This window comes from Chryseobacterium urinae (assembly GCF_030518295.1).
In the GTDB taxonomy this organism is placed as follows: Bacteria; Bacteroidota; Bacteroidia; order Flavobacteriales; family Weeksellaceae; genus Chryseobacterium; species Chryseobacterium mucoviscidosis.
Genome location: NZ_JAULSJ010000006.1, coordinates 120432 through 145040, shown reverse-complemented (window position 1 = coordinate 145040; position 24609 = coordinate 120432). Strand labels below are relative to the sequence as shown.

The window sequence follows — 24609 nt, the reverse complement described above, 5'->3', positions numbered from 1 at the left end:
TGAAAAACCATAATAAAATTGTAATTTTCGGCAAATAAAAAATATGAAGAAACTCGGGATCATCGGCTGTGGCTGGTTGGGAAATCATTTGGCGGAGCATCTGTCTAAAAACTATGAAATTTTTGCGACCACTACAACAGAATCAAAACTGGATATTCTGAAATCTAAAGGATATCATGTGGATCTGGTAAAATTTTCCGATGAAATTGATGCTTACATGAAACCGTGGAAAACAGCTTCTGAACTGGACGCCATTATTGTTGCCGTTCCTTTTTCTGGACTCAGAGGTTCCAGAATTCCGATGACGGGGAAAAGGGAAAATCTGCTTCGTTTTATAGGAAATTTTAACCGTCAGATTTTTTATACAAGTTCCACAGGCGTTTATCCGGATATCGAAAAAGAATTTACAGAGGATGATCTTCCGGCAGCGGAAGTGGAAAGCGAAAGCTTTATTCTGGAGAAATTTCCTCAAACCAATATCCTGAGATTAGGCGGTTTAATGGGCGGTGAAAGACTGCTGAAAAACTACAATATCTCTCATCTGGATCAGTTGGTGAATCATATTCATTATGCAGACATCTGTTCGGTTGTTGAAAAAATGTTAGACCAGAAATCTCAGGCTAAAGTTTATAATATTGTTGCTCCGATTCATCCCAACAAAGAAGAAATAATCAATGCGCAGAAAGGTCTGACTTATGAAGGGGAGAGAAGAACAAGCGGAAGAATAATTTCCCCTGCAAAATTAATGGAAGAGCTGAATTTTGAATTTCATTATCCCGATCCGAGATATTTTCACCTGAATGTAAATAATTAATGAAAATGATGACTGTTTTATCTTGCGGATCTGTTTTTGAGCCTTTAATGGGGGGGCTGTTTTCTACGGTTAGCTGTATTGGAATTCTGATATTTTTAGCGGTTCGTTTCTTTAAAGGCGAAACTTATACCCTGTTGAAAAATTCAGGAACCGCGAACAAAACCTTCAGTATTATTCTGTATGGTGCAGCAGGAATTGTAGTGACGGCTTTTGTCTGGTTTATTCTCACCTTTGTGTTTACAGCCATTGTTTTCTGGTATACCAAAAATTTTTAGAGTTTTTGACTTAAATTTTAGAGTGTTTTTTAAGTAAAAAGATCCTTCCACAAGCTCAGCATGACTTCTCCGGTGCAGACTGTTATTTTCAACGGTGTAACACTGAGCCTGTAGAAGGTTTATGATAAAATAATTGACGGGCAATTTATTTTTATCTGTTCATCAGTATATTTTCAATCGATTCTAAAATTTCTTTTTCAATATTTTCTTCGGTAATTGTTTCCAGAGTGTATTTCTGCTCCTTAAAAGCAGCGGTTCCTGTTCCGTTTTGGAAGATGGTGTCCTGATGAATTCCGATGCGTTTCAGATTTTTATCGGCAACGAACATGATGTGCGGAAATTTATCATTCGCGTAAAAATTAGATTCCACATTTCTGGAAATCTGAAGTTTCATATGGGTTTGTGAATTAATGCCCAAACCGTTTTTATTTTCTTCATTAAAAGTTACTTTACAGCCAAATCCGTTTTCTCTCAGCATCCTTCTGAATTCCTGCATTTTGGGTTCGATGAGGTTTTTACTCAGCGTTCTGAACCCTTCAATAAACATATCTTCCTCGCTTTTCTTCTTGGCAAGACTTTCCTGCAGTTTTTGTTCTTCCGTTTTTAAATTGGAAAACAGAGAATTGAGCCGTTCTATATTTTCTTCCTTCATGGTAATTAAAAATCAATAAATAATTGTCCTGTTTTTGGGTTCCGAAATATCGTAAAATTTTTTGAGTAGATTGATATAAATTGAATCAGTTTAAATTTAACAACAAAATAATTTCATAAAAAAATTGTCAGCATAATCAAAGTTTTCGAAAGCATGAATCAAAGATTTTTAAAGCTTATGTATTCTTTATCTTTAGCTTAAATGTAACTTAGATTATTGTCTTCATTATTTGAACCGTCGGTTTGCTGTTAATGAAAATTTTGATCCGGTTTAAAAAAATCATTCCCTTTTCCAACCTTTTCATCAAACCATGCATCTTTATAAGAAAAGATCAGTATGAAAATCACGATACCAAAACCATGTCACGAAAACTGGGAACTGATGACACCCGAAGACAAAGGACGATTTTGTGAAGTCTGTTCAAAAACCGTAAGAGACTTCACCAACGCTTCGGATGAAGAAATCATCAATGTTTTTTCCACCACATCAGAAAATATCTGTGGAAATTTCAACGAATCTCAACTCGACAGAGATCTGCAGTATTCTTACCTCAATTCGCTCCTTACCAAATTTGCAGTAGGCTTTGTTTTTACAACAGCGGGCTTTGTCGCACTGAATGCGCAGAAGAAAATGGTTAATGATTCTGTAAAAGCGGAAATGATAGATGAGGTTATTCTCACAGGATTTACTACCAAGAAAGAATGTAAACAAATGGTTACCGGTATTACAACAGTAACTTCTGAAGAACATCCGGCTGAAAAATCTGCAGCTCAATTAAGAGGAATGACTTCTGGTGTAAAGATAAGTGATACAATTCATTCGGATAGGCTGATTCTCGGAGGAATTCATTCCGTCAAAATTGATGATTACATACCTTTGTATGTTCTGGACGGAAAGATCATCAGTGAAAAGAAGTTCCGGAAATTAGACCAGAAGTCCATAAAAACAATGAATATTTTGAAGGGAGCTTCAGCAACTGCAATTTATGGTGAGAAAGGAAAAAACGGAGTTATTCTGGTAAAGACGAAATGATTTTTTCAATGTAAATAATAATAGCAAAATACTATACTAATCAAAAATTTTTAATTGATATGGCTGTCATTTTGAGCGTAACGAAGTGGAGTCGAAAAATCTCAAATAATTCCATTTTAAGAGATTCTTCACTGCATAATGCTTCGCAAAATTCCTTTCAGAATGACAGTTTTACTTTTTTAAAATATAACACATTAGTCACATAAGTTTAGTTTAATAAAATAATTAGAAGTTCACATAAGAAGAAAATCGAAGATTTTCACAAACTAATGTGCTCTGATATAAAGTGTAGAAATTATTTAAAATCTTATGTGACTAATGTGTTTAAAAACTTTTATATTTCACTCTGCAACACTGTCATTTTGAGCGCAACGAAGCGGAGCCAAAAAATCTCAAAAACTACATTTTAAAAGATTCTTCATTGCATAATGCTTCGCAAAATTCCATTCAGAATGACAGATTTACTGTTTTAAAATATAACACATTAGTCACATAAGTTTAGTTTAATTAAATATTTTAAAAGATCACATAAGAAGAAAATCAAAGATTTTCATAAACTAATGTGTTCTAATATAATGCTTAATCTATTTAAAATCTTATGTGACTTAAGTGTTTAAAAACTCATCAACCTGCAAGGCTGTTATTTTGGGTGCAACGAAGTGGAGTCGAAAAATCTAAAACAACTGTATTTTAAGAGATTCTTCATTGCATCAAGCTCCGGAAAATTCCATTCTGAATAACGGAGTAACTCTACTGTTTCAAGATGTAACACATCAATCACATGAGTTTTTATTTTCAATACTTACAAGATCACACAAAAAGAAAATGATAGGTTTCTTTAATCTGGAAACGGAATGTTAATTTTTGTTTTAAATAGAGCAAATCTATTACACGGAGTATTTTAAAACCAATTTTTAGGTCTACCTTTAGTATAGACAAATTTTAACCTTACCAATATTAAAAAAATAAAAGATTTATGAGTTCAGCAAACAGACCGTTATTTCATGAAATATTCAAATCCGAAAACGAAATTCCCGAAGCATATAAAGTTCCTGAAATTCATCAGCGTGAATATCTTCTCAACGGAGAACTGGTGAAATGGAATGGCGATGTGCAGAATATTTATTCCCCTGTCTGTATTCGTACAGAAAAAGGTCTGGAGAGAAAACTGTTGGGAAGTATCCCGAATATCGGTCCCGATGAAGCCATGAAAGTTTTGGAAGCCTGTGTAAAAGCATATGACAACGGACTGGGAGAGTGGCCAACAATGTCTGTGGAAGGGAGAATAAAATGTATGCAGAAATTTGTATACTTAATGATTCAGCAGAGAGATCTTGTGATCAGATTGCTGATGTGGGAGATCGGAAAAACATTAGCAGATTCAACCAAAGAATTCGACAGAACGGTGGATTACATCAACCAGACGATTGATGCGCTGAAAGATCTCGACAGAGAATCTTCCCGTTTTCAGCAGGCGGAAGGTACGATTGCCCAGATCCGAAGAGCGCCGCTTGGTGTGGTGTTAAGCATGGGACCTTTCAATTATCCTTTAAATGAAATCTTCACGACGCTTATTCCTGCGTTGATTATGGGAAATACGATTCTGTTTAAACTTCCAAAACATGGTGTTTTAGCACATTACCCTTTATTAAATGCTTTTAAAGAAGCTTTCCCGAAAGGAACTGTAAATACGTTGTACGGAAAAGGTTCTGAAATTATTACGCCGATTATGGAAAGCGGAAAGGTGAATGTTCTTGCATTCATCGGATCGAGTAAAGTTGCGAACGGACTGAAAAAACTTCATCCGAAAGTTAATCGTTTAAGAGCGATTTTAAGTTTAGATGCTAAGAATGCGGCTATTGTTACAAAACACGCCAATCTGGATGTTGCGGTGAGTGAATGTATTTTGGGATCTCTTTCTTTTAACGGACAGAGATGCACCGCTTTAAAATTAATTTTCGTTCAGAAAGAAGTGGCAGAAGAATTTACCCGCAAATTAACGGAAGCTGTTTCGGCAATGAAACCGGGACTTCCATGGGAAAAGGATGTGAAAATTACTCCGCTTCCGGAAGTGAATAAGCCTTCTTACTTGAAAGAGTGTATAGATGATGCGCTGTCGAAAGGTGCTAAAGTTTTAAATGAAAACGGTGGTTTTACAGAAGAATCTTTTGTTTTTCCGGCAGTCGTTTATCCGGTAAATCATGAAATGAAGCTGTATCATGAAGAGCAGTTCGGTCCTGTAATTCCGGTGGTTCCTTTTGATGATATCGAGGAACCCATCGATTATCAGGTTCATGCAGATCACGGAATGCAGGTGAGTATTTTCAGTGAAGATGCGATGGAAGTTTCCAGATTAATCGATCCTTTTGTGAATCTGGTAAGCCGAGTGAATATCAATTGTCAGGCTCAGCGCGGACCGGATGTTTTTCCGTTCACCGGAAGAAAAGACAGTGCGGAAGGAACGCTTTCTGTTTTTGATGCGCTTCGTTCGTTCTCAATCCGTTCTCTGGTTGCTGCAAAAGTTACAGATTCTAATAAAAATCTCCTGAACACGATTGTAAGAGATCATGATTCTAATTTCCTGAGTACGGATTATATTTTTTAGTTTCTGATCTTTTAACCTGATTTTGAAACTTTATTAAAAGTTAACAGGCTTAAGAGTTTTTTTTAAACACATAAGTCACATAAGATTTTATAATAATTTCTAAACTTTATATCAGAACACATTAGTTTATGAAAATCTTTGATTTTCTTCTCATGTGATCTTTTAATATTTAAAATAAAAACTCATGTGACTTATGTGTTTTACTTTAAAACAGTAAAAAATCTGTCATTCTGAATATAATTTTACACAGCAATATGCAATGAAGAATCTATTAATCTGAGATTTTTTCACTCCACTTTGTTCCGCTCAAAGATGATAGTTTTTATAAATTAATAAGGCTTTTAATTAACCACAAAGTCACAAAAGATTTTGATACTTCTTAAAGTTAATAAAAGTAATAAGAAAAAAGCACAATAGTTTTTAAAAAATCTCTGATTTTTATTCTTTTGAGCGTCTTCATTACTCTGAAATTGAGCTTTGTCATTATCTTTTGAGCCTTTTGGGGTTTAATTTGAAATTAGTTAAATAAAGACCATAAAACAAAATCCGCAATCTGAAAGGACTGCGGATTATTTGATTAGTAAAAATCAAAAACATATATTTGGAAGAAAAGTTATTTTTCCGTTAAAAATCTGCTGATAATACTGTTTAAATCATCTGCGTGGGTTACATTTAAACCGTGAGGCGCACCTTCAATGATAACAAATTCATTATTGGCAATTCCCTGTGCAGCCTGTTTTCCCGCAGTATGAATCGGAACAATATTATCCGAGTCTCCATGAACAATCAGTGTTCTTACGTTAACGTTGGCTAATTCGGGACGGAAATCTGTATTTGCCCAGCTTTCAGCACATTTTATGGTGGCAATAGGATTCGCGAAAGAAGCAATTGCCCAGTCGAAATCCAGTTGTTTCTGGCTTACAGGCTTTGAAAGCATTCCGAAATTATAAAAATCTTTGTGGAAAGATTCAAGGAAAGTGATTCGGTCTGTTTTCAGCGCATTCATGATCTCGTCCAGTTTTTCCTGCGGAACTCCGTCCGGATTGTCTTCTTTCTGTTTTACAATCGGAATGATGGATGAAATTAAAGCGACTTTGTCTACATTTTCTGAACCATAATTCGTTAAATAACGCACGACTTCTCCACCTCCCATAGAAAATCCGAAGAGGATAACATTTTTGAGATCTAACTGTGAGATGATTTCATGAAGGTCTTTTGACAGTCCGTCATAATCGTATCCGTCATAAGTTGGTGAAGATTTTCCGAAACCTTTTCTGTCGTATGCGATCACGCGATATCCTAAATTTAAAAGCATCGGAATCTGCATTTCCCACGATTTTCCGCTTAACGGCCATCCGTGGATTAAAATAATGGGTTGTCCGGATCCGAAATCTTCATAGTAAAGCTGAACGTTCTGATCGTCCTGTTTTGTAATGTAAGGCATATTTATATTTTTGGTGTTACTAATGAATTTCAAATATTAAGCCATAAATAACAATGTGGTATGTAAAAATTTAAAACAATTATTGTAAGAAAATGTAGCATTTAGAAATATTAATAGAAATGGGCTTTAATCCATTTTAATAATCAGAAAGATTTAGCTGCAGCCAAAACATAAATTCATTTTGATTTGGAATCTTTACATCAAACAGAAGTCTGATACAATTAGTAAAATGCAATCATTTGAATATTAAATGCTTTTAAAGCTTTTCATGATGAAATTACGCTGTTTTTAAATAAAAAAACTGTAACATTTTTATGAAGGGCAAACTAATTCTATAGAGCGTAAAATTATGACCTCATTAGAACACGAATTTTTAAGAGAAATAGAAAAGCATAAAGGAATCATTTTTAAGATTTCTAAAATGTACATGGACGAAAAAGAAGACCGCGATGATCTTTTTCAGGAGATCACCTATCAGGTCTGGAAAGCGTATCCCAAATTTAAAGGAGAAAGCGAATTTTCGACCTGGCTGTACAGAATTGCCCTGAATACAGCCATTATTTTTCTTAAAAACGAAAAAAGAAGGAGTTTTATAGGAAATGAAGATTTTTCGGAATATAAAATTATTCAGGAAGAATTTGATCATGAAAAAGAAGAAAAACTGAATGCCATGTACAAAGCCATTCATCAGTTGAATCCTATTGATAAAGCTTTTATTTTCTATTATCTCGAAGATTTTTCCGGAAAGCAGATTGCCGAACAGATGGGGATTTCCGAAGGAAATGTAAGGGTAAAAATGAACCGCGCCAAAAACAAGCTGAAAGATATCTTAAACGCAAATACACAATAACATTTAAATCAGACATCATGAATATAGACGACCTTAAAAATACATGGAATGAAGATCATTCTTTCGACGAAACCCCTGAAATAAGCATTGAGCAGAAAAACAGAATCCATCTTCCGCTGGAAAAAATCCGTAAAAATATGCGGATGGAATTTTGGTCCACCGTGGCTATTTTCGTTTTTGCTTTTGCCTTAATTGCTGTCTGTGCAGGATCTTTTAAGTTTAAATTTTACATCACGATTCTTATAGGATCTATGGTTTTTGTAACGTTTTTCTTTTACAGTCAGTTTTTTAAGCTGTATAAAAACATGAGCGAAACGATGATGAAAACCTATGACAGTCTGCAGGATCTTTTGCATCAGTTTAACCTGAATAAGCAGTACTATCTGTCTTTTTACCTTGCTTTTGTTCCGTTTTTGGTGTGCGAACTTATTATCGTTCTGGAATTTATTCCGCGACCGGTTCCTTTAACGGATACGCAGATTGCCATTACGCTGATTTCCACGATGATCATCACGATGCCTTTGCTGTTTTTACTTGGGAAAGTTTGGTTCAATGGTTTCTACGGAAAATATATTAAACAGATTGAAACGCTTTTCTCTGAACTGAAAAAATAAATTTTGATTGGTTTTCGGCGGCGAAGCCGCCGAAAACCTTTACTGCGTATAATAAGCCGGAAATTCACGCAAAATCGAATACAGATCCCGCCATTCAAAATAAGCCGGACTTGCTGAACTTACATTTTCAAAACCTTGATCTTCAAACAGTTTTTTGGTTCGGGTAACATGAAAATATTGGGAAACAACGATAATGCTCTTAAAATGTAATTTTGGTTCAAGTTTAAGCGTGTTTTCAACGGTTAATCTTGTGTTATCTCCTTTATTATCAACAATAATTACAGAATCAGGAATTCCTTTGCTAAGGAGAAACTCTTTCATTTTATCCCCTTCGTAAAATCCTTCCTTTCCCAATCCGCCACTCACGAGAATCTTTTGGACTCTGTGTTGCTGATACAACGCAATTCCGGTTTCCAGACGTTTTTCAAGCCTTGTTGATAAAGTCCCGTCTTCATTCACTTTATTTCCCAGAATAACGGCAAGATCGGCACGTTTTCCCTGATCAGAAAGACCATCGGTAACAATATAAATGGAGTGAATGACGAACCATAAAAACAGAGCCGTAATTATGATTTTTAAGATTTTTAAAATACTTTTTTGCATCAGTTATGGGTGGTTTTCTTTTTCAATTTCTGTCATGATCCAATCCAGTTGCGGATCTTTTTTCTCAAGAATATCCTCCATGGTTTCAGAAACTTTTACATCCGGAACAACCCCCTTTTTAGTATCGGTAAACGTAATATTGGGCTGTACCAAAAGAACACCGATGGGCAGATCGATCTTGGAATTAGGCAGCGTTTGATAAGAGTAAAATCCGGCAACCGTACCGTCATTGGCTCCTCCTGTTTCCTCTCCTACAAGAACTGCTTTCTTATCATTTTTAAGCTTTGAGGTTAAAATAGAAGATGCTGAAAAACTCGAGCCATTAATCAGTACAAAAACTTTCCCTTTAAAAACATCATTTTTGGGTTTTGATACTTTGTCGGCTCTCGTTTTGTAATAAAATTTGCCGTCTTTTTTATACGTGCTGAAAGTCTGTCCGAAGAAAAATGCAGGATACATCAATGTTTTGAAAGCATACTGCAAAAAACTGGATTTTCTGAAATAATTGGTTTTCAGAGGCGACGATTTCGAGATTACCTGTGACGGTTTTATCAAAGTATAAGGTTCAGAACTAAGATAAGAATACAGATTATTAATTTCTTCAAGCGAACCGCCGTAATTGTTCCGAATATCAATAATTAAATATTTTGCATCTGCTTTTTTAATCTTTCTGAACGTTTCCTTATAAAACTTCGAAGAAAAAACCCCCGAAAAACTTTTCACCTGAATGTAAGCAATCGAATTGTCTTTATCTAAAAATTTAAAATTCCGGTTATAAGAATTGCTGAAAGCAACGTAATCATTCACTTTTTTCTCCTGTGTCCGCTTTTTGTTTTCCTTGTCTTTCTTAAGATCCTCTTCAGATTTTGATTCTCTTGTGAGTTCATAAGTCTTTTTTTCTCCCTTATAAACCGTTTCCAGAGTCGCGTGGTCTTCGTAGCCTTTTTCCGCAACATAATAATTGAAGAAAACATCCTTCAGGAAATAAGGCTGAAAAGTCGTATTGAAACCATCACTGCTGATTAGTTTTTTATACCGTTTAATATATTCAGAAACAGGAACCTTATCGATCGAGAGAATTTCTGTTCCCGGCTTTATATTTTGGATCGAATCTTTATTTTCGCTAATGTAAAGCCTGTCGTTTTTCACATAATATTCAAAACGGCTGAACATTCCTTTCTTTCCTTCCAGCGTTTTAATTTCCTTTTTGCTAATTCTTTTAGACGGAATTCTCAGCGAAAGATGACCTTCACGGATTTCGGCAATTACAGGCTGCAATTTAAAATAAAACTGAAGCGGCGTAAGCGGCTCCCGAAGCGTTTGTTTAAGACTGTCAAACTTAAAATCAAGTGTTTCCTTGGTGATGTACCAATACAGATTTGGGTGCGTTTCCTTCAGTTTGGAATAAGCAAAATCAACATCCTCTTTCAGCTTTTCGGGGGAAATACATACTTTCTGCTGCTCATTGTGCTTTTTTACAGACACACAAGAGCATAGCGAGACAATTAATAGTAATATGAAATAATTTCTAAGGCGCATTTTAAATTTTACCAACGCTAAAATAATTACTTTAACACAATGAATTGTTTATGTTTACCAAAAACAATCAAAATATTTAAAATTTTAACATATTTCAAATTAAATAAAGCATTTTGGATTTCGCCAGTTTGTATTAAACTTGTTTAAACTAATTTCAGAATTAACCGCAAAAGGGACAAAAGATGATGTTAAAGCGAATTTCTAAGATAATCAAAGCGCTCAAAAGAATAAAAATCAAAGATTTTTAAAAACTATTGTGTTCTTTTTCATTTATAATGATCAGCTTTAAATAAAAAATTTAGTAGATCTTTTGTGACTTTTGCGGTTAAATAAAAGTTTAAACAGACTTATTATTAAAATGAAGTCGTTTAAATTCATTTTAAATTTAACCTCAAAAGGTATGTTAATATGCAAATTATTTTTTAAATTTGTTTAAACTATTTTTTGGGAAAACTATTGTTTATCCCGTTCAGACAGGCGAAACCCTGTCTGTATTTTTATTTTCTTCATAATTGATATTGAATTCTTCCTCTTTTTTTCCATTTACGTATTCAACTTGAACAACTAAAGTGTTACAATTTTTTGCATCTTTTGCGGTAAAAAAGTTTAGATAAGTTTAATAAATCAAACGCAATTGCGAACAAAAAACATTCACAAAAACTCCGAAAAAAAACTTTGCGAATTTGACGTTAAAAACAATTACTAAAAATTATTCAGATAAAAAATAAAGGAATTTCAGTTTTAAATCGTCATAGCTTATAAAGTCATACATTTGACAATTATTTTAAGAAATGGTTTATACAATTATTGCAGTCGCAGTTTTAGTGGTTTTATTATATTTTGTAATTACAGGGCAGGAAGTCTTTGGCGCGGAAGCAAAAGGAGAGAGGTTAAAAAGAATGCAGCAGTCCGCTCATTACAGAGACGGTCAGTTTCAAAATCTCAGTGAAACACCCTCTCTTGCAGAAGGATATTCCATGCCGAAAGTTATGTTTGATTTCTTCTTTGCTAAAAAAAATCCGCTTTTAAAGCCACTGAAAAATATTCTATCCATTCATACAGATTTAAAAAATCTTCCTAAAAAGGAAGATATTTTTGTATGGTTGGGACATTCTTCGTATTACATTCAGACTGATGGCGTTTCATTTCTTATAGATCCGGTGCTAAGTTCTTACGGTTCGCCGTTTAAGTTTTTCAATAAAGCCTTTTCCGGAGCCGATATTTTTAAGCCCGAAGATGTTCCGGAGCTTGATTATCTAGTGATTACCCACGATCATTACGACCATCTGGATTATCCTACGGTAAAAACCATTAAAAATAAAGTAAAAAAGGTCATTTTGCCATTGGGAGTCGGTTCACACCTGGAAAGATGGGGTTATGAACCGGAACAGCTTGTCGAAGAAGAGTGGGGAAGTGAAGTTGTTTTGAAGAATGGTCTTAAAATAATTTATACTCCTGCAAGACATTTTTCAGGAAGAAAAGTCAAAAGAAATGTTACACTCTGGACTTCCTATGTTTTGGAAACTCCTACAAAAAAACTGTTTTTAGGCGGTGACAGCGGCTACGATAGCCACTTCAAAATGATCGGTGAGAAATACGGACCTTTCGATTATGCGTTTATGGAGAACGGACAGTATAATGAAGCGTGGAAATACATTCATGCATTGCCGGAAGATGTTATTCACGCAAGTATTGATGTAAAGGCGAAAAATATCATTCCGGTACATTCGTCTAAATTTGCATTGGCGCTCCACGCATGGAACGAACCGCTGGAAAAAGTAACAAAATTCGGAAAAGATAAAAATCTTAATATTTTAACACCCATGATCGGCGAACCTGTTGATCTAAATGCTTCAGATAATAAGTTCAGAGTCTGGTGGAAAGATTAATTTACGCGTGCCAAATGTCTTTGTAACGGGCTGGATGATTTTCAAACTGCTGTCTTACAAAATCACATTCTGGATCTACCAGAAGATCTTTTTCTTCGGCATAGCGAACAAGTTCATCCAGAAGCATTTTGGCGTAGCCTTTTCCCTCGTGCTCCTCTTCAAGTTTGGTGTAGTAGACAATTAAAAGTCTGCCATCGATCTCAATGGACATATAGCCCGACTTTTTTCCGTCAATAAGTATCTGCAATTCATCCTGATAAGGAGATACTTCAAATTTTATATTTTCCATACGATTGAGATTTTTGGTGAGTAAGAAGTATTGAAAACTTTCTTCTTTTAAAATTACAAATTAAAACTGAAATCTGCGAAAGTTTTAAGGATTTTTAAAACCGTTAAGAAAAATTTATGAATAGATTATAAATGTAAGGAAATCAATGATTTATATATGGTTTGATGATCTTTAAAAATGATAAAAATATTTTGGCATTCAAATTGAAAATTTCTGTACAGTAAAATTTAAATTGAATGAAAGATGAAAAAGTTAATCATAACAATGATGCTGGTAGGAACTTTTGGTTTATCCTACGCACAGACAGACTATTATAACGACTACAGAAGAAGTATTACCGATGTCAATTGGCAGAGTGTAATTTCAGATCTGGTGCTTTCAACAACACAGGCAAACCAGATTTATGCGCTGAATGACCGTTACAGAGATTACGATTCCTGGAACAGAGTATATGATAATAATCCTGATCGATGGAGAAATGACCGTTATGTAGAGTTGGAAAGAATTTTAGGAAGGGATAAATATGTTAAGTTTAAAAACAGATATTACAAAGGGCAGAATCCGGTAGCAGTTTACAACAGAAATAAAAACAATGATAAGCGCTACAAGCCCATGGATAAAAAAGCCAAAGGTTACAAACAGAATCATGGCAACGGAAGAGGACATCATTAAAACCAATTAATCAATTATATTCAATCTTAAACGGCTGGTCGGAAGATCAGTCGTTTTTATTTTATCTATCGCTGTTATTTCATTACTGAAATTCTGTTTGAATTTTATAATTTTGAAAAATGGAATCTAATGAAACCGTAAAAGGATTTTACCAGCGCGTCGGTCTGGAATGTATCAAAACTCTCGGAGTAGGACATTTTAATGTCTTTTCACGCGAAAACTGCTCACTCATTACACCGTACAGCAGAAGAGATTATTATAAAATTTCTCTGATTATCGGGAAAGGAAAACTGCATTATGCCGATAAATGGATCTATGTGGATGAGCCGGCTTTGCTCTTTTCAAATCCGGTGATTCCTTACTCATGGGAAGCAGAAGATAATGATCAGAAAGGTTTTTTCTGCCTTTTTACAGATCATTTTGTGCATGACGGAAACCGTCTGGGAAATCTTCAGGATTCCCAGCTCTTCAAAATTGGCGGAACTCCTGTCTTCTTTATCAATGAAGAACAGCAGAAAACCGTTGCCGATATCTTTATTAAAATGATGAACGAAATACAGTCCGATTATCTTCATAAATATGATATGCTGCGCGCTTACCTTCATCTTCTGATTCATGAAACGATGAAAATGCATCCTGCGGAAAATTTTGAACCCTATCAGAATGCTTCGCAGAGAGTCGCTTCCTTATTCATGGAATTGCTAGAAAGACAATTTCCCATTGACAGTCCCGAAAGATTTTTAAAACTGAAAAGTCCGGTAGATTATGCCGAAAGCCTTTCCATTCACGTCAATTCTTTAAACCGCTCCGTAAAGGAAATTACGGGAAAAACGACAAGTCAGCAGATTGCGGCAAGAATTATTCAGGAAGCTCATGCCTTATTAAAGCATACCGACTGGAATGTCTCTGAAATTGCCTACGGATTAGGCTTTGAAGAACCTGCCTATTTTACCAATTACTTCAAGAAACAAACCGGAATGACACCCAATGCGGTAAGAACTGCGCTTGTTTGAATTTTATAATTCTTCGTTTGAATTCTATATTGAAATCATTCAGCGGCTGTTATAATTTTGTACTGCAACTTTTAAATCACAAGCTATCATGAAATTTAGAAAATTAGGAAACACAGGTGTAGAATTATCGGCTATCGGTTTAGGATGTATGGGAATGAGCTTTGCTTACGGACCCACAGATGAACAGGAAAGCATCAAAACCCTCCATAAATCGTTGGATCTTGGGATCAACTTTTGGGATACAGCCGATATGTATGCCAACGGAGAAAATGAAAAACTGATTTCAAAAGTTTTGGTTCCGAACCGTGACAAAATTTTTATCGCAACCAAATTCGGATTCCGTTTTAAAGACGGACAAGCCGGTCACAGCGGCGCTCCGGGAACGTATTTCGACGGTTCACCGGAATGGATTAAAAAGGCAGTGGATTTAAGCCTTCAGCGCCTCAAAATTGATGAAATCGATTTGTATTATGCGCACAGAGTAGATCCGAATATTCCTGTGGAAGAAACGGTAGGAGCAATGGCGGATTTGGTAAAGGCTGGAAAAGTAAAGTATTTAGGTTTATCCGAAGCTTCTGCGGAATCGATCAGAAAAGCACATAAAATTCATCCGATTACCGCGCTGCAGTCAGAATATTCCCTGCTTACGAAAGATGTGGAGCGTGAAGTTCTGCCTGTAATCCGTGAACTGGGAATCACTTTAATTCCTTATTCACCTTTAGCACGGGGACTTTTTTCAAATATTAATGAAGCTCAGAACTTTACGGATGGAGATTTCAGAAAATCTTTACCTCGCTATCAGGAAAAATATCTTGAAAATAACAGAAATTTAGCACAGGAAATCAATGATTTTGCGGCTTCAAAAGGCGTAAAAGGAACTCAGCTTGCTTTAGCGTGGATTTTGAATCAGGGTGAGGATATCATTCCGATTCCGGGAACAAAACGCATCCAATATCTCGAAGAAAATATTGGAGCAGCCAAAATTGAGCTTTCAGAATCTGATCTAAAAACAATAGATTCTATCTTAAAAAAATATCCCGACGTTGGTGAAAGATACAGCGAAGGATCAATGAAATTAGTCAATAATTAAAATTGCATCAATCCAGTTTTTCATATTTTTCCGGAAATCTGGATTTTCAATTGATAATTTTTAACATCAGCAATGGTTATCCTTAAAGAAAAAAACAAATTTATTGCTACAGTTTTGGCATTTGCGGTTATTCCGATGTCCGGACTGGCAACGGATATTTATCTGCCTTCTATGCCGAGTATGGCAACGGAACTGCACCAGACGGAAAGTAATATCCAGCTTACTTTATCCATATTTTTAATCAGTTACGGCCTTACCCAGTTTTTTGCCGGAAGTATTGTAGATTCTTTCGGAAGATATAAAGTTTCCATGATTTCTCTGGCACTTTTTGTCGCCTCTTTTTTAATTACCGCTACAACGCAGAACATTTTTGTGATCTATGCAATGCGTGTTTTGCAGGGAGTTTTATCGGGCTTTGCTGTCGTTGCCAAGAGAGCTTTTTTTGTGGATGTTTATGAAGGAGAAGAGCGGAAACATTATCTCAGCATCATGACGATTGTCTGGTCGGTAGGACCTATTGTTGCACCGTTTATCGGAGGATATCTGCAGAAAAACTTTGGATGGCAGTCAAATTTCTACGTTTTGGCAGGGTACAGTTTGTTATTGCTGATTCTTGAATTTATATTCTCCGGTGAAACATTAAAAAAGAGAAATCCTTTTCATGTGGAATTCCTGATTAAAGAATACAATTCCATGTTCAAAGCTAAAGATTTTTTCTACGGAATGATTATGTGCGGTTTGAGCTACTCAATGATTATGTTTTTTAATCTTTGTGGTTCCTTTATTATTGAGCATAAAATGGGCTATTCCGAAGTTGTGGCAGGATATGTTTCTCTCATTCTCGGTTTTGCATGGATGACGGGCGGATTTTTAGGAAAAGCATTAATTAACAAAGCTTTTTTACCGAAAATAAGAAACGCTAACTTTATTCAACTGCTTCTGATTGCTGTTATGTTTGCCGCTTCGTATTTCTCCAATAATATTTACAGTCTGGTTGCGTTTGCTTTTTTAATTCACGTAACAGCAGGATTTATTTTCAACAATTATTTTTCCTACTGTATCGGAAGATTTCCCAATTCTGCCGGAATTGCAGGGGGTTTAACGGGTGGAGTAGCCTTCATTATTACTTCAGCATTAAGCTATGGAATTGCCGCATTCATAAAACCTCAGATTCAGCTTCAGGTTGCGGAAGGCTATTTTATTCTGGGACTTTTAGGACTGTTTATTTTAAGCATGATTAAATTTAGAAAAGCTCATGCTTAAAAGTTTATATTTAAACTTGTTTAAACTAATTTCAGAATTAACCGCAAAAGGGACAAAAGATAATTTAAAACGAATTTCCAGAGTAATCAAAGCGCTCAAAAGAATAAAAATCAAAGATTTTTAAAAACTATTGTGAGCTTTTTCATTTATAATGATCAGCTTTAAATAAAAAAATAGTAGATCTTTTGTGACTTTTGCGGTTAAATAAAAGTTTAAACAGACTTTTTATTTAAATTTTCTACGACATAGTTTTCATAATAAATCCTCTCATTTTCGGGAGGATTTGTTTTTACCTTTCATATTTTAAAGTAATTTTTAAATAGAAAAAGCCCCTTTATGAAAGGAGCTTCTGTTAAATTATGAATAGATAATTTCTTGCTTATATTTGTGTGATTGTGTATGTTCCTGTTGCATCGAAATTGATACTGAATTCCATTTTGAAATTTTTAGGTGTTAACGTTAAATTTGGAATTGTTATACTGCTTCCATTTACATCAAAACTTCCATCACTAAGATTATCGCCTAATTGTTCACCATTATTTAAAGTAATTACAAATCCTGAGAAATTTGATGAAGTAACTCCGGAAAATGTTATGGTAAATTTATTTGTTGCTGTATTGTAAGTAGTGTTAGATACAATAATGGACGAACTGAGATTACTCGTTGAAGGATTTATATTCTCTGTTGAAACGATAGAATACATTCCATAATTAGAAAGGCCTATTCTATAAAATCCATTAGAGGTGATATTAAAACTGCTTCCATTCGCTATTAAATTATTTTGATTATCTGATCCATAAACCTGCGCAGAAGAATTTTGTCCAGCTATGAATTTAATTTGTGTATTTGCTGGAAAATATTTGTATCCTGTTTTCTGATTAGAAGAACTATTTCTAAGTAATTCAGCAGAAGAGGCGTTAAAATTATTATAAGTTCCGAACATATATAGATTTGCAGGAAATGTAGTATTTGATGATCCAGACGCAACAGGCAAATTTAAATTACCCGAATTATCAACTCCCAAAATATAACTTGTTCCATTAGGAGAAGTTAGCGTAATTCCCTGTCCTGCACCCGTTACAACTGTCTTGCTCACTTGTGCATAAGGAACGCTCATTAGCTGATTTACCCCAACATTCGTATAATTAGAACCTCCTGCAGGATCCATTTCCACCTTAACAAATTTGGCGTTGGTTCCCCAGTTGATCGCCCCGAAATTTCCTGTCGTAGCTGTTCCCTGTCCGATGTTCAGGTTTACCAGACCTTTGGCGTTGGTAGTTTTGTTTTGAGTTTCTGTATATAAAACCGTTCCGTTGGCTGCATTATCCAGGATGCTGATTCTCAAAGAAACGTTTCCGTTAGCAATCGGAGCTCCTGCTGCATTGAAAGCAATCGTCTGATAGCTGAAAGCCTGCGGAACCTGCGCACTTACTAAACTTGCTAAACTTGCTAAAAATAATCCTATAGTTGCGTAAAGCTTTTTCATGTTCAAATAGTTTTTTTAAGATTTTTTGATAATTTTAATAGGTTTGATGTCGGAGTTTTTGAAAACGATCATATAAACTCCCTGTTGAAGCGATCTGAGATCCAGTTGTTCAGCATCTAACTTGGTTTTAAAAACAAGTTTTCCGGAAAGATCATAAATTTCTGCACCTTCGATTTTCGATTTTGAATTCAGTTTAACGTAAATGAAATCAGCAGTAGGATTCGGATAAATTTTCACATCGTCTTTTTCAAGTTCTGAAACACCCAAAACCTGTAAAACAGACTGGTAAAACATTCCCATTGTTCCGGAATTGGCTTTGTCCGGATCTGTAGGAATCACATAAATTTCTCCCACTGAATGCGTGAAGTTATCAGCAGAAACCGCTCCTGAATTGATATTTCCTACCACAGACTGGGCAAAACCAAAAAAAGGCACTCCGAATAAAAGTAGAGTAATTTTTTTTCTCATGGTTAATCATTTTTAAGGACTGCGAATATAAATAAATTTTCCATTACAAAAAGGTTTTTCAGACTTATGTTATTTTATTTCCGGTTTAATTATTTTTTAACCATTATTTGATGGGAAAAGTTTTCTTTTTTAGCTAAATTTGAAAAACAAAAAAATAAATTATGTCAAGTATTACATTAAAAGGAAACCCGGTAAACACAATAGGAAACCTTCCGTCAGTAGGAAGTACAATCAAAGATTTTGCTCTTTTAGATGCAGGACTGAATGTGAAAACTCTGGAAACTTTTGAAGGAAAGAAAAAAGTGTTCAACATTTTCCCGAGTATCGATACCCCGACTTGCGCATCATCTGCAAGAAAATTCAATGAAGAAGCTTCAGCTTTAGAAAATACAGTCGTTATTAATGTATCTAAAGATTTACCTTTTGCTTTGGGAAGATTCTGTGCTGCGGAAGGTCTGAACAATGTAGAAACCCTTTCCGATTTCAGAAGCAGTTTTGGAGACGATTACGAAGTAACGATTACAGACTCTCCGATGAAAGGTCTTTTAAGCCGTGCGGTTATTGTAGCAGATGAAAACAATAAAGTGGTTTATACAGAGCAGGTTTCAGAAATTGCAGATGAACCGGATTATGAGGCTGCATTAGCTGCGTTGAAGTAAAAACCGATCCATAAAAAATCGGAGTCCTGCACAGTCTGCAGGACTTTTTTCTTTCCTATTTTCCATAAAATTCCTGATCACAATCATTAAAAATTAAAAACTTTCCGCTTACCTTTACATCATGAAACGTTCCGGAACCGCAGATTTACCCCTTCACTATGGCAAAGTGCCGCCCTGGCTTTACGAACGGATGTCGATCCTCGGTCTTTCTATCGTTGAGGTTATTCTCATGGAGTATGGAAAAGACGAAGTTATCCGCCGACTGGCAGATCCTTTCTGGTTTCAGAGTTTTGGCGCGGTGATGGGAATGGATTGGCATTCTTCAGGAATTACAACCTCCGTAATGGGTGCTTTGAAGCGTTCCATCAATCCGAATTCCCAGTCGTTAGGATTGTATATTTGTGGCGGAAAAGGAAAATTTTCCCGCGAAACACCTTCAGAACTCCTTCAGATTGCCGATAAAACGGGTTTAAACGGAAATGATCTTGTAAAAGCCAGCAAACTTTCGGCGAAAGTAGATAACACCGCAATTCAGGATGGATATCAACTCTATCTGCATAATTTTATTCTGTCGGATAACGGAAACTGGAGTGTTGTTCAGCAGGGAATGCACGAATCGGACGGAACGGCAAGACGCTATCATTGGCATTCGGAAAATATAAAATCCTTTGTAGAAGAGCCTCACACCGGAATCAACGGAATTTCAAGAGGAACCATTTTAAACCTTACAGATGCAGAAGCTTCCGGAAACAGAAAAGGAATTCTGGAAATTTCCCACACCGATTCCGCGGAAATCATGAGCGATTTTTCAAGATTAATTCTTCCCAATCATCACGATGTTCAGGCTTCGGATGTTGATCTGAAAAGACTTGGTGCTCTTTTATATGTAACCAGAGAACAGCAGCCACAAAATTTCGAAGATTTGCTAATGCTGGAAGGCGTTGGTCCGCGAACCATGCAGTCTTTGGCTTTGGTAAGTGAAGTCATTCATGGTGCGCCGTCAAGATTTAAAGATCCTGCGAGATTTTCGTTTGCTCATGGCGGAAAAGACGGTCATCCGTTTCCTGTTCCTACCAAAGTCTATGATGAAAGCTTACAGATTTTAAAATCAGGAATTGAAAAATCTAAACTTGGCAATTCAGACAAGTTAAAAACCTTAAACAAGTTACATCAGATTATCGAATCGACTGAGAAAGATTTTACTCCCGATTTTGATATTCAGGAAGTAATTGAAGAAGAAAGACAGAATTCCTGGCGTTTTGGAGGGAAAACTGTTTTCGGTGATGCTAAGAAACCGACAAATCCAAAACCGATCCAGCTTTCGTTGTTTTAAAATCTTTTAGTAATCTTTACGTTTTTATTTGGGGTTAAATGGAAACAATGAAATTCAACGTTTAATTTAGTAGATCATCCCACAAAATGTTATTTTCTTAGAGATTTACTTCATCATTTCCAATAAAAATTTTATTTTTAAAGCTTTGAAAAACATTCACTTGATGAGCAATAAAGCCTTAGAAATCTGCTACGATTTTCCTTTTTTTCTGGATGATGAGCTTGAGGAAATATTTCAGGCACATGAAAAAGTTTCTTTTCATAAAGGAGATTTTATACTGAAAGAAGGAAAAACCGCCAACGAATATTATATTCTGGAGAAAGGTCTGGCTCGCTCATTTGTCAACGATTTTAACGGAAATGAAGTAACGATCAACTTTTTTGTTGAAAATGAAATCATCATCGAAGTTTCTTCACTGTTTCAGAGAATTCCCACTCAGGAAAATATTGTCTGCATTACAGACTGCGAATGCTGGAAATTTGATTTTGAGACTTTTCAGGAATTGTTTCATAAAATTCCGAACCTCAGAGAATGGGGAAGAGCCTGGATGTCGCAGCAGCTTTTCATAGGGAAACAGCGTTCCGTAGAGATGTTTACTCTTTCCGCAACCAAACGTTATCTCAATCTTTTAGAACAGAAGCCGCATGTAGTACAGTTTGCTCCCTTAAAGCAGATTGCCTCATTTCTGGGAATTACAGATACTTCCTTAAGCAGAATTCGTAAAGAACTGGTTTCCCATCCGAAGAAAATTTAAATCTTGTCTTATGGCAAGTTGATTTTTATTTTAACTTGATAACTTTGAGTATAATTTTAACAGAAAAAAACAACAAAATGAAAATCAATCAGATTTATGTGAATCTTCCGGTGAAAGATGTACAGAAAACCAAAGAATTTTGGACAAAATTAGGCTTCCCAACTAATGATGAAATGTCAAATGACCAATCCGTTTGTGTTGTTATGAACGATAATACTTACGTTATGTTTTTAACGGAAGAATTTTTCCAGACTTTTTTAGAAAGACCGGTTCCGAAAGGAGATACAACGCAGGTTTTGGTCGCCATCAGTTTAGATACCCGTGAACAGGTAGATCAGATGGTAAATACCGCTGTGGCGAATGGTGCAACACAGCATGAAGAACCGCAGGATTACGGATGGATGTATCATAATTCTTTTTGGGATATCAACGGACATGGCTGGAATGTAATGTTTGCAGATCCTTCCCAAATGCCTAAAGAGTAAAATTTAAATCAATACAATTAATTCTTACATAAATTTTGGTAAAATAAAATTTGTGGGGATATTTCTTTGTCATTTTTAACAGAAATTCTCTTGAATGATCTGATATTAAAAAAATGATAAAATAGATTCTTCCTTCGTCAGAATGACAATTATACGTTTGATAAAAATACTAATCACACAAACGCTCTACACAAATTCCACAAATAGTATTCGTGTTATTCGTGAAAAATATTAGAGCAATTTGTGTTTAAAAACATCATTAAACAAATATATCCACAAGCTCTACAAATAACATTCGTGTTATTTGTGAAAAATATTAGAGCTATTTGTGTTTAAAATATTAATACACAAATTCCACAAATATTATCCGTGGTATTAGTGAAAAAATTAGTGCTATCAGTGTTTAACTAAAAAAAATAAAAAAAATCATGGCTAAATTAAATCCTTACTTAAATTTTGACGGGAAAGCGGAAGAAGCTTTCAATTTTTACAAATCCGTTTTCGGCGGAGAATTCGTGGGTGAAATTTACAGAATGGGCAATGCTCCCGGAACTGAACATTTATCGGAAGAAGAGAAAAACAGGGTAATGCATATTGCACTTTCGATAGGCGGAGATTTACTGATGGCTTCAGACATCGTTCCAAGTTTCGGACAACAACTGAATGTGGGAAATAACAATTATGTTTCTGTTTTTCCGGATTCCAGAGATGAGGCCGACCGACTTTTTAAAGGGCTTTCTGAGGACGGAAATGTAGAAATGCCAATCGAAGACCAGTTCTGGGGAGATTATTTCGGAAGCTTTCAGGACAAATATGGTGTACACTGGATGATCAATTATAATGAAGAATACGTAAAATAGACTTATCTTTAAACTGAATTATATTGAAAGGGCAACTGAACTTTGGTTGCCTTTTACACCTTTAAAAATAATAATATGGAACCAATTCACATCGATATTACAATTCTGGCGCCTGTTCAGAAAGTTTGGGACTATTACAACGAACCTGAACATATTACAAAATGGAATTTTGCCCACGAATCCTGGGAATGCCCGAGTTCAGAAAACAATCTCAGAGTCGGAGGACAGTTCAAAAACAGGATGGAGGCCAAAGATAAAAGCTTCGGATTCGATTTTGTGGGAACTTATGATGAAGTGATTCCGTATGAGAAGATCAGGTATCATATGGAAGACGGAAGAAATGCAGAAGTAACTTTTGATAAAATGGACGAAAATACAACCAGCGTACAGATTATTTTCGATCCGGAAACACAGAATCCTGTCGAAATGCAACGAGAAGGATGGTATGCAATTCTGAACAATTTTCATAAGTATGTAGAAAACAATTAAGAACGATTTTAATTTTCAGAATCATGATCAATTTAGTGATAATGGCAAAATGTTTAAGTTCCATTTGCGCGGTGAGTCATGTAGTTAACGGAACTTTTTTACAGGGAATTCTGGCCGCTCCTGCGCAAAGAGCATTGGCAAAAGAAAAGATTGATTCTCTTGAAAAACTTTCAGAGTATTCTGAAAAGGAAATCATGCAGCTTCACGGTTTTGGAAAAAATGCAATGCAGAAACTGAAAGCTTATATGAAAGAAAACCACGTTTCTTTTAAAATTGATACTGAATAGAAATTATACCGGGATCTACAAAATTTTCACTCTAAATTTTGATTAAATGCTTCATCGATAGTACAGATTCTGTTGAACTATTGATGATTATTCGTGAAAAATATTTGCAGCTACTCGTGTTTAAGACAAAAAAATAAATTTAAAATTATGAACAAAAATATTTTCCCGTGTCTTTGGTACGACGGAGACGCGAAAGAATCTGCAGACTTTTACTGCAAAATATTTGACGGAAAAATTACCACAGATACTCCGATGGTGATGAACATCGAACTTTTTGGGCAGAAAATGATGCTCCTGAATGGCGGTCCTCATTTCAAAAAAAATGCTTCGGTTTCTTTTATGGTCATTTGCGAAACGGAAGATGAGGTACGACGATACTGGGATCAGTTATTGGAAGGCGGAACGGCTTTAATGCCTTTGGATTCTTATTCCTGGAGCAAAAAATATGGCTGGCTGAAAGATAAATATGACGTAACCTGGCAAATATTTTTAGGCGAAAAGCAAAGCGACCAAAAGATTATTCCTACTTTGATGTTTATCCATGAAAATAATGGTAAAGCAATAGAAGCGATGGAATTGTACACTAAAGTTTTCCCGAATTCTAAAATCGGAAATATTTTAAGATACGGTGATGGAAGCGAAGGTCATCCTGCTCCCGAACCTGCTGAAAATATTCAGCATGCTCATTTTGAAATTGATGGCTATAGTTTCTTCTGCATGGACAATTCTTACGATCATCAGTTCGATTTCAATGAAGGAATTTCAATGGTTGTAATGACTGATGATCAGGAACAAACCGATCATTACTGGAATGCCTTAACGATTGACGGAGGAAGGGAAAGTATGTGTGGCTGGCTGAAAGATAAATTTGGCTTCAGTTGGCAGATTGTTCCCAAAAGACTGCTTGAATTGATGAACGGATCAGATCCGGTAAAAGGGCAAAAAGTATTTCAGGCGATGATGGGAATGCAGAAAATTGTTATTCAGGATCTGGAAGACGCTTATAATTCTTAGTATTCAAATAAAATAAGAAAGCAGAAGGTTTGAAGCTTTTTAACCGTTTAAAAACTTTCTGCTTATCTTCTTCAAATTCTTAATTTTCCTTTTCGGCTTGCTGTTTGATGGGTATTCATAAAAGATTTGC

26 protein-coding genes are annotated in these 24609 nt (G+C 35.4%); 19 read left to right on the top strand and 7 right to left on the bottom strand.

Translation table 11 applies throughout. The annotated features are described in order from the left end of the window. The first annotated feature begins 43 nt into the window (after window positions 1-43). Together QWT87_RS05625 and QWT87_RS05620 are read left to right on the top strand one after the other, a co-directional pair. The gene (locus QWT87_RS05625; protein WP_302714535.1) at window positions 44-814 is read left to right on the top strand and encodes a Rossmann-fold NAD(P)-binding domain-containing protein; all 771 of its coding nucleotides are present in this window, start codon (window positions 44-46) and stop codon (window positions 812-814) included. 5 nt (window positions 815-819) lie between these two features. Next, a complete protein-coding gene (locus tag QWT87_RS05620) occupies window positions 820-1089 on the top strand; it encodes a hypothetical protein (protein ID WP_302714533.1) in 270 nt (89 codons plus the stop codon). A 151-nt stretch (window positions 1090-1240) separates the two neighbouring features. On the opposite strand, the gene QWT87_RS05615 is transcribed toward QWT87_RS05620, so the two are convergent. Next, entirely contained in the window at window positions 1241-1741 is a 501-nt protein-coding gene (locus tag QWT87_RS05615; RefSeq protein ID WP_302714531.1) for a hypothetical protein, read from the bottom strand. A gap of 336 nt (window positions 1742-2077) precedes the next feature. Here QWT87_RS05615 and QWT87_RS05610 point away from each other — a divergent pair, with 336 nt between their 5' ends. Next, the gene (locus tag QWT87_RS05610) at window positions 2078-2773 is read left to right on the top strand and encodes a TonB-dependent receptor plug domain-containing protein (protein ID WP_302714530.1); all 696 of its coding nucleotides are present in this window, start codon (window positions 2078-2080) and stop codon (window positions 2771-2773) included. A gap of 976 nt (window positions 2774-3749) precedes the next feature. Next, on the top strand, window positions 3750-5378 hold the full coding sequence (locus QWT87_RS05605) for an NADP-dependent glyceraldehyde-3-phosphate dehydrogenase (RefSeq protein WP_302714528.1): 1629 nt from the start codon (window positions 3750-3752) through the stop codon (window positions 5376-5378). Window positions 5379-5991: 613 nt separating this feature from the next. On the opposite strand, the gene QWT87_RS05600 is transcribed toward QWT87_RS05605, so the two are convergent. Next, window positions 5992-6822 carry an alpha/beta fold hydrolase gene (locus tag QWT87_RS05600; RefSeq protein ID WP_302714526.1) on the bottom strand — a complete coding sequence of 277 codons (831 nt, stop codon included), beginning with the start codon at window positions 6820-6822 and terminating at the stop codon, window positions 5992-5994. Window positions 6823-7171: 349 nt separating this feature from the next. Between QWT87_RS05600 and QWT87_RS05595 the strand changes: the two genes are divergently transcribed. Beyond that, window positions 7172-7672: an RNA polymerase sigma factor gene (locus tag QWT87_RS05595; protein WP_108409771.1), complete on the top strand. Its 501-nt coding sequence runs from the start codon at window positions 7172-7174 to the stop codon at window positions 7670-7672. Between the two features lie 17 nt (window positions 7673-7689). Next, window positions 7690-8286: a hypothetical protein gene (locus QWT87_RS05590; RefSeq protein ID WP_302714523.1), complete on the top strand. Its 597-nt coding sequence runs from the start codon at window positions 7690-7692 to the stop codon at window positions 8284-8286. Window positions 8287-8325: 39 nt separating this feature from the next. Here QWT87_RS05590 and QWT87_RS05585 read toward each other — a convergent pair whose 3' ends face one another. Then, window positions 8326-8889, bottom strand: coding sequence for a YdcF family protein (locus QWT87_RS05585; RefSeq protein ID WP_302714521.1), 564 nt, complete (start codon window positions 8887-8889; stop codon window positions 8326-8328). 3 nt (window positions 8890-8892) lie between these two features. Continuing rightward, a complete protein-coding gene (locus QWT87_RS05580; protein ID WP_302714519.1) occupies window positions 8893-10374 on the bottom strand; it encodes a S41 family peptidase in 1482 nt (493 codons plus the stop codon). Between the two features lie 845 nt (window positions 10375-11219). On the opposite strand from QWT87_RS05580, the gene QWT87_RS05575 reads away from it, so the two are divergent. Beyond that, window positions 11220-12317: an MBL fold metallo-hydrolase gene (locus QWT87_RS05575; protein WP_302714517.1), complete on the top strand. Its 1098-nt coding sequence runs from the start codon at window positions 11220-11222 to the stop codon at window positions 12315-12317. A 1-nt stretch (window position 12318) separates the two neighbouring features. On the opposite strand, the gene QWT87_RS05570 is transcribed toward QWT87_RS05575, so the two are convergent. Further along, window positions 12319-12606 (bottom strand): GNAT family N-acetyltransferase, encoded by a 288-nt coding sequence (locus QWT87_RS05570; protein WP_087710810.1) that lies wholly within the window; start codon window positions 12604-12606, stop codon window positions 12319-12321. Between the two features lie 243 nt (window positions 12607-12849). Between QWT87_RS05570 and QWT87_RS05565 the strand changes: the two genes are divergently transcribed. From QWT87_RS05565 to QWT87_RS05550, 4 genes are all read left to right on the top strand, one after another. Beyond that, a complete protein-coding gene (locus tag QWT87_RS05565; RefSeq protein ID WP_302714513.1) occupies window positions 12850-13278 on the top strand; it encodes a hypothetical protein in 429 nt (142 codons plus the stop codon). A 119-nt stretch (window positions 13279-13397) separates the two neighbouring features. Continuing rightward, on the top strand, window positions 13398-14291 hold the full coding sequence (locus QWT87_RS05560; protein ID WP_302714511.1) for a helix-turn-helix domain-containing protein: 894 nt from the start codon (window positions 13398-13400) through the stop codon (window positions 14289-14291). 88 nt (window positions 14292-14379) lie between these two features. After that, window positions 14380-15381, top strand: coding sequence for an aldo/keto reductase (locus QWT87_RS05555; protein WP_302714509.1), 1002 nt, complete (start codon window positions 14380-14382; stop codon window positions 15379-15381). Window positions 15382-15453: 72 nt separating this feature from the next. Further along, window positions 15454-16644, top strand: coding sequence for an MFS transporter (locus QWT87_RS05550; protein ID WP_302714507.1), 1191 nt, complete (start codon window positions 15454-15456; stop codon window positions 16642-16644). A gap of 379 nt (window positions 16645-17023) precedes the next feature. Here the strand turns inward: QWT87_RS05550 and QWT87_RS05545 are convergent, their stop codons facing one another. Both QWT87_RS05545 and QWT87_RS05540 read right to left on the bottom strand, forming a co-directional pair. After that, window positions 17024-18130 (bottom strand): cadherin repeat domain-containing protein, encoded by a 1107-nt coding sequence (locus QWT87_RS05545; protein WP_302714505.1) that lies wholly within the window; start codon window positions 18128-18130, stop codon window positions 17024-17026. 15 nt (window positions 18131-18145) lie between these two features. Continuing rightward, on the bottom strand, window positions 18146-18598 hold the full coding sequence (locus tag QWT87_RS05540; protein WP_302714503.1) for a T9SS type A sorting domain-containing protein: 453 nt from the start codon (window positions 18596-18598) through the stop codon (window positions 18146-18148). Between the two features lie 161 nt (window positions 18599-18759). On the opposite strand from QWT87_RS05540, the gene tpx reads away from it, so the two are divergent. The 8 genes from tpx to QWT87_RS05500 all read left to right on the top strand — a co-directional run bounded on the left by tpx (window position 18760) and on the right by QWT87_RS05500 (window position 24479). Then, window positions 18760-19257 carry a thiol peroxidase gene (tpx, locus tag QWT87_RS05535; RefSeq protein ID WP_302714501.1) on the top strand — a complete coding sequence of 166 codons (498 nt, stop codon included), beginning with the start codon at window positions 18760-18762 and terminating at the stop codon, window positions 19255-19257. Window positions 19258-19378: 121 nt separating this feature from the next. Then, complete coding sequence (locus QWT87_RS05530) at window positions 19379-20590, top strand: DUF763 domain-containing protein (protein ID WP_302714499.1); 1212 nt, start codon at window positions 19379-19381, stop codon at window positions 20588-20590. Between the two features lie 163 nt (window positions 20591-20753). After that, window positions 20754-21344, top strand: a complete 591-nt coding sequence (locus QWT87_RS05525; RefSeq protein WP_302714497.1) for a Crp/Fnr family transcriptional regulator — start codon at window positions 20754-20756, stop codon at window positions 21342-21344. Between the two features lie 77 nt (window positions 21345-21421). Then, on the top strand, window positions 21422-21829 hold the full coding sequence (locus QWT87_RS05520) for a VOC family protein (RefSeq protein ID WP_302714495.1): 408 nt from the start codon (window positions 21422-21424) through the stop codon (window positions 21827-21829). A 428-nt stretch (window positions 21830-22257) separates the two neighbouring features. After that, the gene (locus QWT87_RS05515; RefSeq protein ID WP_302714493.1) at window positions 22258-22689 is read left to right on the top strand and encodes a VOC family protein; all 432 of its coding nucleotides are present in this window, start codon (window positions 22258-22260) and stop codon (window positions 22687-22689) included. A gap of 75 nt (window positions 22690-22764) precedes the next feature. After that, on the top strand, window positions 22765-23178 hold the full coding sequence (locus QWT87_RS05510) for an SRPBCC family protein (protein ID WP_302714491.1): 414 nt from the start codon (window positions 22765-22767) through the stop codon (window positions 23176-23178). A 41-nt stretch (window positions 23179-23219) separates the two neighbouring features. Beyond that, window positions 23220-23465 carry a helix-hairpin-helix domain-containing protein gene (locus tag QWT87_RS05505; RefSeq protein WP_302714489.1) on the top strand — a complete coding sequence of 82 codons (246 nt, stop codon included), beginning with the start codon at window positions 23220-23222 and terminating at the stop codon, window positions 23463-23465. A 147-nt stretch (window positions 23466-23612) separates the two neighbouring features. Continuing rightward, the gene (locus QWT87_RS05500) at window positions 23613-24479 is read left to right on the top strand and encodes a VOC family protein (protein WP_302714487.1); all 867 of its coding nucleotides are present in this window, start codon (window positions 23613-23615) and stop codon (window positions 24477-24479) included. Window positions 24480-24609: the final 130 nt, after the last annotated feature.